Genomic DNA, 8,305 nt, shown 5'->3' on the forward strand with positions numbered 1-8,305 from the left:
AACATGGGGATGATGCAGGCCGGCCATAAGCTCAATCTCGGAGAGCAGCGCTTCTTTATAATCATCATCCGTGATCTCTTTGATCGCAACATGCTTCTTGGAAAACTGCTCAAGAGCCTTATAAACAATGCCAAAGCTGCCGTGACCGAGCTTGCTCTCTATCTGATATTTACCATCCAAAAATGGTGACCCTATATCTAACAATTAATTCCCCTAATCTCTTCCGATGCCCTTAGTTTAGCAGATAGTAGTGGAACTGCTATATCACCGCTGATTAGTATTAAATAGAAAATGATTCCTTTGAAGCCATACAACAAATATTCCTCAACATCATTGTTTTTCCTAACGTGAAAGAATACCGTTCAGATTATGTTAAAAAGAGCATGAGGATCACCTTTGCACATACTTTTTCTGATCCTCAATAATTTTTTAGTTGACTAATGCACCCACTGAGAACGCAGAGTTCCGCGAAGTAAAGACTAAAAATAGATTCAACTCTCAGCGTTAACTCTCCGGTTAGCATTGCTTTTCTGATCATTGCGCCGGTTTTCTCAGCGCCAAGATGAATTGTGCAAAATTAGGTGAATCGCGAAGCGATAAAGTATCCCATGGGAAAGAAAGCCCCCTAGAGTGAGCCCTGCGACCATTGCGATAAAATATTTTAACACATAACAGGTGCCATACGATCTCTAGGCTTTGAAAAATAGCGCCAACCAAACGCTGGCTTCATCTGGACTCGTCCAGTCCAGTCGATGCCTTTGATGAGCAGGAATATGCACATAATCACCGGGTTTCAATGTCAGCAGAGTATCATCATGCTCAAATTGCAAGCGAGCCTCTCCACTGAGCAGAAATACCAGTTCATCTTCTTCCTGATCATACCAGAACGCTTGTTCAGAGCATTGGCCGTTGGAAACAATACGCTCCAAACGAAATGTTTTACCATGCAAAATTTCTTCCACCACTTCCTGGTTCATCTCTACTGAAATGTTGGTAAACAGGTTGATCAGCTCCATCATCGCTTATCGGTGTATAGTTCAACGCCATCGCAATCAGGGTACGCAGCACAGACCCAGAAAAGCGCCCCTTTATATGAACCCGATGTGGATCTTTTTAGCTTCATTTGAGACTGGCACTGTGGACATGAACGGAAGGATTGCATCGAAATGGTAGAAATCATTTCATTAGAAGAAGGTGTGGGCTTCTTCAAATGCTCTTGAAGTGTCTCTCGCATTTTCAAAATTGAATAACTACTTTTTCGCGGCAATAGATACAACGCAATACCTGCCTGCTCTAATGTTTCAACCAAGGCATCACCCTCATGACGGGTGGCTGGATTTTGCAGCTGAACCACACAGTGTACATTGCTATCTTTTTTCCCATACAAACTAAAATCCACATGCTGCTGACTGTTTTTTGCAGATGGGCATATCTCACCCAGGGTCAATTTATGACGTATATAATACTCAGCGCCGGCGACCTGCTGCAAGGTTTGCAAACAACATTGTTCAACAGCACTTAGTTTCGGAGTTTCAAGATCAAGGGCAGTACGCTGATCAACGTGCTCAGGTTGTCCTGCATCCACATCACCAAGCAAGCGCTTGAAAACAACAAATGCCACGGCAATGAGCAACACAATCATAACAATGATAAATATCTGATTATGCATCTTTACCCCCTAAGACATACATTGTATGTAAAATCACTAGCCTTTGTTCATAGAGTATAGCCTATAATTCACAACACATTCATATTGGTAAGCAGGCACCCCTGATGACAGGTATCGATTTAGGCGCGAATGAATTCAACTGAAGCCCATTCAGCCTGAGAATCACGACGTGCTTCGGTGAGTCCTTGGGCAATATATGCTGCTGCTACATCATCTACCTGGGTAGTAAGCAAACCGGAGAGAATCAAACGATTCCCTACGCATGGTGACAGCTCTTTGACCATCCAGACCAGCGGTGCGGCAAGAATATTGGCGACAACCAGATCAAATTGCTGGAGTGGCGGTGTATCATCAAGCTTCGCTTCAAGAGTTACGCCATTAATCGCTGCATTTACTCTACAGGCATCCACCGAATCTTGTTCCATATCAATAGCCAGAGCACTTTTTGCTCCCAACTTCAACGCAGCAATGGCCAACAAGCCAGAACCGGCCCCCATATCCAACAGGGTTGCAGGCGCACGCTTCAAACAGACACGCTCAACCGCTTCAAGGCAAAGCCTGGTGGTCGGGTGTGTGCCAGTACCAAACGCCATGCCGGGATCAAGCACAACATCAATACGATCATCAGTCGGCCCATCGCGAAAAGGGGGGCGAATCCATAAACGTTTACCGACTGGCATCGCCTGCCAATCCTTCTGCCAGGCCGTTTCCCAACCTTCATTTTCCAACACGGTCAACTGCACTGTGGCCGGGTCAATATCCAGTTGATCAAGTGCAGCACGGATTTGCGCACATTTCTTTATGTCACTACCTGATTCAAGATCATCCGCATCCAGTTCAAACCAGGCTATATGACTGCTTTGCCCACTATCCGCATCTGTTTCTAATGCAATACCAAGTGTTTGCAAGCTCTCGGCCAGCTCCTGAAAAGCCATTTCATCCATGCTTGTAGCCGTCATACGTAGTTCCAGTGATTTTGTCGCTTGCATCTTGAGCTCCCCTTCTGTCCAATACACCCTCTTTTGGAGGTATAAGTGCCTGAGTCTTATACATATCGCATGCGGGTCAAAGAAAATGTACGAGTAACTGACCCGGCCTGTCAGGATGAAGTGGTGCAGCTCACGCTGGAAACCAATAATTGTAGTGCTGTAACGTCCTTCCAAACAGGTCAATACGTCCGCATAGCAATCCCCGGACTACAAGAACCGAGCCCCGGATATTTTGCCATTGCATCCAGCCCGGAAGACAGTGACGTTTATGAGTTCTTCATTAAAAAATCAGGCGCATTATCGCAATATTTGTGCGGCCTCCCTGAAGGTTCGGAGTTAGATGTAGAAGGCCCTATGGGTAAAGGTTTCGACCTGGAAACGCACAAAGGCAGTGATGTGTATCTTATCGGTGTAGGAACTGGCATCGCTCCACTGCGCAGTGTTTGGCGGCACATTATTCATCACCGTACTGATTATGGTCGCGTGCATATCTATGCCGGATTTCTTACTTCACTGCACCAGCTGCTCACCGATGAACTGGAAAACTTGAGTAATCACGATATTGAAGTCTCCATCACACTCGAAATGGGAAATGATAACTGGGACGGCCCGATCGGTTATGTGCAACATGCACTTGAATCTGATGCGCCCGATAGTAAACATGCCATCGCATGTTTGGCTGGCATGAGCGTAATGGTGGACGCCTGCACTGAAACTTTGCAGAATCTCGGCTTTGATGAAAGTCGTATCCTGCTCAACTACTGATCCATTGACACTCAAACGCGACGTGTCAGGCACCCATTCTTCTTCTGATTCTGCCATGCCAAGTTCAACGACAAACATACAACTACCCTTGATTGCGCTGGATATCGGCATGAAACGAATCGGTATCGCCGTCTGTGATCGCATGGCATATTCATGTCATGGCGTTACCTATCTGCATCGTAACGATCAGGGATGGCCCAAACAATTGCTTAAACTGATCAAAGAGTACGGCTCTAAAGGTATTGTAGCCGGCCTGCCCTTGAATATGGATGGCAGCGAAGGCGTACAATCCAAAGATGCACGGAAAGCAGTCAAACAACTTCAGCAATCCTGTGCCCTGCCAGTCGTATTTCAAGATGAACGCCTTTCCACCTGGACAGCCAAAGAGCGTTTATACGGACAAGGGCTCAATGAGAAGAAAGTGAAAGAGAAGATCGATCAAACTGCTGCGGCAGTGATACTGGAAGATTTTCTTGCCTCACATCCGGAGGTAAAATGACTGATACTGTTCTGTTTGACAATACTGCACTTGAAGATGCACTGATCCGGATGGCTGCAGCTATTACTGGCACAGAGATTTACCTTGTAGGCATTCACAGTGGTGGAGCAAAAGTTGCCAACGCCATACAAATACAGCTTGAAGATGCTGGCAACACTGTCCATCGCGGCAATCTCGACATCAGTTTTTATCGCGATGATCTCGACACCATTGGCCCTAATCCCGAAGTACGCCCCAGCGAATTACCTTTTGATGTATCTGGCAAAGAGGTTTGGCTGGTCGATGATGTGCTTTATTCCGGCAGAACCATTCGCGCGGCAATGGACGAACTTTTCGATTACGGCAGACCGTCATCTATCAAACTCGCGATCCTTGTAGATCGTGGCGGCAGGCAACTACCGATCAGTGCAAACTGTGTGGGACTGACGCATAACGCTCCAGCCAACTGCACAGTCAAACTTATCACAAAAGGCACATGGCATATTGAACAAAGGCAGGTAAAATAATGCGCCCCTTCAAACATCTGTTCGGCATTACCGACTTAGACAGCGAACAAATTAAATACTTGGTAAACCTTGGCCACTCATTCATCGACATTAACCGCAGATCTATAAAGAAAGCACCTACCCTGCGTGGCAAGACCATCATCAACCTCTTTTTTGAAAACTCGACACGCACACGCACCAGCTTCGAATTGGCTGGCAAACGACTATCCGCCGACGTCATTAATATCTCCGCTTCCACCAGCGCCACCAAAAAGGGGGAATCTCTGCTCGATACCGGCATGACACTGGCAGCCATGCAACCGCATGTACTGGTTATCCGTCACTCCATTGCCGGCACTTGTGAATTTTTGGCAGATTACCTGGGTGATACGTCCATTGTGAATGCCGGTGACGGGGCCCATGAACATCCAACCCAAATCCTCACTGACCTGTTAACCTTAAAACAGTCATGGGACTCCATGGAAGACAAAGTGATTACGATTGTTGGTGATATCGCACATTCACGTGTAGCCCGCTCGCATCTCATTGCAGCCCAAAAGCTGGGATATAAGATGCGTGTTGTGGCACCAAAAACACTCTTGCCATCTGATATTGAGCGCTATGGTTGCGAAGTTTACCACGACTTTGATGCTGCCCTGCCCGGCTCTGATGCTGTATATATGCTACGCATGCAGACAGAACGCATGACTGATAACTGCTCGATTCCATCTATTCGCGAATACCATGAAGCATATGGCTTAAACCGTGCCCGCCTGAATGCGGCTGGCAGTGATACCCTGGTATTGCATCCAGGCCCAATGAACCGTGGTGTAGAAATTGCTACTGACGTCGCCGATTCAGTCAACAGCCACGTCTTAAGTCAGGTTGAACATGGTGTTGCGATTCGCATGGCTGTGTTGGCTGCTCTGTGTGGTGGTAATGATGCAGAAGAGATACCGCCCAAACGCAACCGCCGCACCAAACGTGAAATGGAAGAAGATGCGATGAAATCGAAGGAAGGGTTCTGGTCATGAGTATCTCATTGTTAATTAAAGGTGGACGCGTCATTGATCCGGCCAATGCCATTGATGAAGTCTGTGATCTCTGGATTGAAGATGGCCGCATTGCAGGCATAGGTGCATTTGATGGCGTTGCGGAAATCACCATTGATGCAACAGGAAAAATCGTCAGCCCCGGGCTGATTGATATGCATGTGCATTTGCGTGAACCCGGCCAGGAATGGAAAGAAGATATTGAATCAGGTTCCCGCGCTGCGGTTGCCGGTGGTATCACCACCATGTGCTGCATGCCCAACACCGGCCCGCATATCGATCATGCCGGTATTGCGCGACAAATTATTGAACGCTCCAATCAGGTTGGTTTATGTAATGTGCTACCGATTGGAGCTGTGACCAAAAACCTCGATGGCAAAGAACTCACCGAAATGCGTGAACTCTCCCGGGCCGGCTGTGTTGCATTCTCCGATGATGGTATGCCTGTCTGGCATGCCGGAGTAATGCGCAAAGCACTCGAATACTCTTCCAGCTTCGATTACATGATTATCCAGCATGCAGAAGAGAAACAGCTCACTGGTGATGGTTGTATTAACGAGGGATGGATCTCCACGCAACTGGGCGTCACAGGCATGCCCGTTGAGGGTGAAGACTCCATGATTGCGCGCGATATTATGCTTACCCGTCGTGCCAATGCGCGTTATCACGTAGCACATATTTCATCCTTTGGTGGTGTTGCAATGGTACGTGCTGCCCGGGCTGAAGGTTTAAAGGTAAGCACCGAAGCTGCACCGCATCATTTTGCCCTGACTGAAGATGAAGTATTAGGCTACAATGTAGATGCCAAGATGAGCCCGCCATTGCGCACCGAGGCAGACCGGTTGGCTGTGATTGAAGGCTTAAGAGACGGCACCATCGAAGTCATCGCCACCGACCATGCTCCCCATCATGACGATGATAAACGCTGTGGGCTCTCCTGTGCAGCATTCGGCATTGTAGGGTTGGAAACAATGTTACCTGTATCCCTCGATCTGGTACGCAACGATGTGTTAACAATGTCTGATCTTATTGCCAAGATGACATGTAACCCTGCCCGCTTACTCAATCTGGATGCTGGCACACTCAGCGTTGGTGCTGCTGCCGACATTACGCTATTTGATCCAGAAGAAACGTGGATAGTTGATCGCAATAAACTGGTTTCAAAAGGTAAAAACACACCCTGGCATGGTCGTGAAATGACCGGCAAGGTGAGTTACACCCTGAAAGGTGGAAACATCGTTTTTAACGCAACCGCATCCATCGCGGAAGAAGGATAACGAACGTGGCGAATCATCAACGCAACACTGTGTTTGAAGAACAGGCGGAAGTACTAGCGCACATCACCCATCCGGCTGATCAATTTATTATGCGTGTCCACGCACCCAAAACCGCCGCCCATGCTCAACCGGGTCAGTTTGTACATCTGCGTGTCTCAGATGAACGTGCTCTGCGCCGCCCTATTTCAATTATGTTAACCAATCCTGAAAAAGGTACGGTTGATCTGCTCTACAAAGCGGTTGGTGAAGGCACGCATCTGCTATCACAGCGTAAAGTAGGTGAAAGTATCGCTATGCTGGGCCCCATCGGTGTACCGTTTGATCTGAGCGATACCTCCAAACGTTATATTCTCATTGGTGGCGGTGTTGGTATTCCGCCCATGATTTTTGCCGCTGATCAGATCTCTTCATCCCATCAAAGCAACCGCAAAGCTGATTGCGTGGTGTTTGCAGGCTCAGAAGTGGATTTCCCATTTGCTCTGAAGCCGTCCACCACCATCTTGCCCGGTATCGGTGGCAATGCCATCCTCTCCATCACGTCATTAGAAGAGCGCGGCATCGCCTGTCGTCTGGCATCCAATGCAGGGCTGTATGGCTGCTATGAAGGCCACGTGCCGCATCTGGCCCGTGATTATCTGGCCGCCCTTAGTGATGAAGAACGTGCACATTGTGTATTGCTCTCTTGCGGCCCGCATCCCATGCTACATGCCGTAGCCGAGGTCGGCCGTCAATTTGATCTGCCAACTTATCTTAGCTTGGAAGAGCACATGGCCTGCGCCATCGGTGGTTGTGCCGGATGTGTGGTTAAAACAATTGAAAATGGCGACGAAAAATATCGCCGTGTCTGTGTTGATGGCCCTGTATTCCCGGCAGATATATTGCCTGAGTTCGCATGACTTCTGCCAATTCCCAGGACGTACTGGAGTTCTGGTTCGTAGATCTTGAACCCCGCCAGTGGTGGATGAAAGATGAAGTGCTGGATGAGGAGATCAGGCAACGCTTTGGTGAACTGCATCAGGACGCCATCGCCGGAAAACTCTACAACTGGCGCGAATCTAGCCTGGGGCGTTTAGCTGAAATCATTGTGCTCGATCAATTCTCCCGCAATATTTACAGAGACCGACCGGAAGCTTTTGCCTGGGATGGCATGGCACTCGTGCTGGCACAGGAAGCAATACGCATTGGCGCCGATCAGGAATTTGAAGCTCCTGAAAAAGCCTTCTTCTATATGCCCTTTATGCACAGTGAATCGATGGCGATTCATACTCAGGCTGTAAAACTGTTTGATCAACCCGGTGTTGAATTCAATCTGGAATTTGAACTCAAACACAAATTCATCATTGATCGCTTTGGTCGTTATCCACATCGTAATTCGGTGCTTAGCCGTAGTTCAACACCAGAAGAGGTCAAATTTCTCTCACAGCCCGGTTCGTCATTTTAAGCGGCATGAAAAAAAGGTTCATCGACATTAGCGGGAAACATCAACTTATGGTAATTGTTTGGAGGGACTCAATCATAAAAACATCCAGCCACGAATGAACACGAATTTTCACGAATAATTATCAATTT

11 protein-coding genes are annotated in these 8,305 nt (G+C 47.8%); 7 read left to right on the plus strand and 4 right to left on the minus strand.

Annotation, left to right across the window (positions count from 1 at the left end; all coding sequences use genetic code 11):
* The 4 genes from D8Y20_RS13160 to prmA form a co-directional block, all read right to left on the minus strand.
* Positions 1 to 204 (minus strand): protein kinase (locus tag D8Y20_RS13160; RefSeq protein WP_147434103.1); only part of this gene is annotated, 204 nt, incomplete at its 3' end.
* Between the two features lie 485 nt (positions 205 to 689).
* Positions 690 to 1,019: a cupin domain-containing protein gene (locus D8Y20_RS13165; protein ID WP_201265651.1), complete on the minus strand. Its 330-nt coding sequence runs from the start codon at positions 1,017 to 1,019 to the stop codon at positions 690 to 692.
* Positions 1,016 to 1,669 (minus strand): DUF2726 domain-containing protein, encoded by a 654-nt coding sequence (locus D8Y20_RS13170; protein WP_121544176.1) that lies wholly within the window; start codon positions 1,667 to 1,669, stop codon positions 1,016 to 1,018. The genes D8Y20_RS13165 and D8Y20_RS13170 overlap by 4 nt, the downstream gene beginning before the upstream one ends.
* A 119-nt stretch (positions 1,670 to 1,788) precedes the next feature.
* Positions 1,789 to 2,658, minus strand: a complete 870-nt coding sequence (prmA, locus tag D8Y20_RS13175; RefSeq protein WP_121544177.1) for a 50S ribosomal protein L11 methyltransferase — start codon at positions 2,656 to 2,658, stop codon at positions 1,789 to 1,791.
* A gap of 45 nt (positions 2,659 to 2,703) precedes the next feature.
* Here prmA and D8Y20_RS13180 point away from each other — a divergent pair, with 45 nt between their 5' ends.
* Genes D8Y20_RS13180 through D8Y20_RS13210 form a run of 7 tightly spaced genes read left to right on the plus strand, consistent with a single transcriptional unit; the run spans position 2,704 to position 8,177 of the window.
* Positions 2,704 to 3,423 (plus strand): FAD-binding oxidoreductase, encoded by a 720-nt coding sequence (locus tag D8Y20_RS13180; RefSeq protein ID WP_236075453.1) that lies wholly within the window; start codon positions 2,704 to 2,706, stop codon positions 3,421 to 3,423.
* Positions 3,395 to 3,922 (plus strand): Holliday junction resolvase RuvX, encoded by a 528-nt coding sequence (gene ruvX, locus D8Y20_RS13185; RefSeq protein ID WP_121544178.1) that lies wholly within the window; start codon positions 3,395 to 3,397, stop codon positions 3,920 to 3,922. Before D8Y20_RS13180 ends, ruvX begins: the two co-directional genes overlap by 29 nt.
* Positions 3,919 to 4,428 carry a bifunctional pyr operon transcriptional regulator/uracil phosphoribosyltransferase PyrR gene (gene pyrR, locus D8Y20_RS13190; protein ID WP_121544179.1) on the plus strand — a complete coding sequence of 170 codons (510 nt, stop codon included), beginning with the start codon at positions 3,919 to 3,921 and terminating at the stop codon, positions 4,426 to 4,428. Before ruvX ends, pyrR begins: the two co-directional genes overlap by 4 nt.
* Entirely contained in the window at positions 4,428 to 5,441 is a 1,014-nt protein-coding gene (locus D8Y20_RS13195; RefSeq protein ID WP_201265652.1) for an aspartate carbamoyltransferase catalytic subunit, read from the plus strand. Before pyrR ends, D8Y20_RS13195 begins: the two co-directional genes overlap by 1 nt.
* Complete coding sequence (locus D8Y20_RS13200; RefSeq protein WP_121544180.1) at positions 5,438 to 6,736, plus strand: dihydroorotase; 1,299 nt, start codon at positions 5,438 to 5,440, stop codon at positions 6,734 to 6,736. Before D8Y20_RS13195 ends, D8Y20_RS13200 begins: the two co-directional genes overlap by 4 nt.
* 5 nt (positions 6,737 to 6,741) lie before the next feature.
* The gene (locus tag D8Y20_RS13205) at positions 6,742 to 7,632 is read left to right on the plus strand and encodes a dihydroorotate dehydrogenase electron transfer subunit (protein WP_121544181.1); all 891 of its coding nucleotides are present in this window, start codon (positions 6,742 to 6,744) and stop codon (positions 7,630 to 7,632) included.
* Complete coding sequence (locus D8Y20_RS13210) at positions 7,629 to 8,177, plus strand: DUF924 family protein (protein ID WP_121544182.1); 549 nt, start codon at positions 7,629 to 7,631, stop codon at positions 8,175 to 8,177. The genes D8Y20_RS13205 and D8Y20_RS13210 overlap by 4 nt, the downstream gene beginning before the upstream one ends.
* Positions 8,178 to 8,305 lie beyond the last annotated feature (128 nt).

Origin of the sequence: Mariprofundus sp. EBB-1, assembly GCF_003665155.1 — a bacterium.
GTDB lineage: Bacteria > Pseudomonadota > Zetaproteobacteria > Mariprofundales > Mariprofundaceae > Mariprofundus.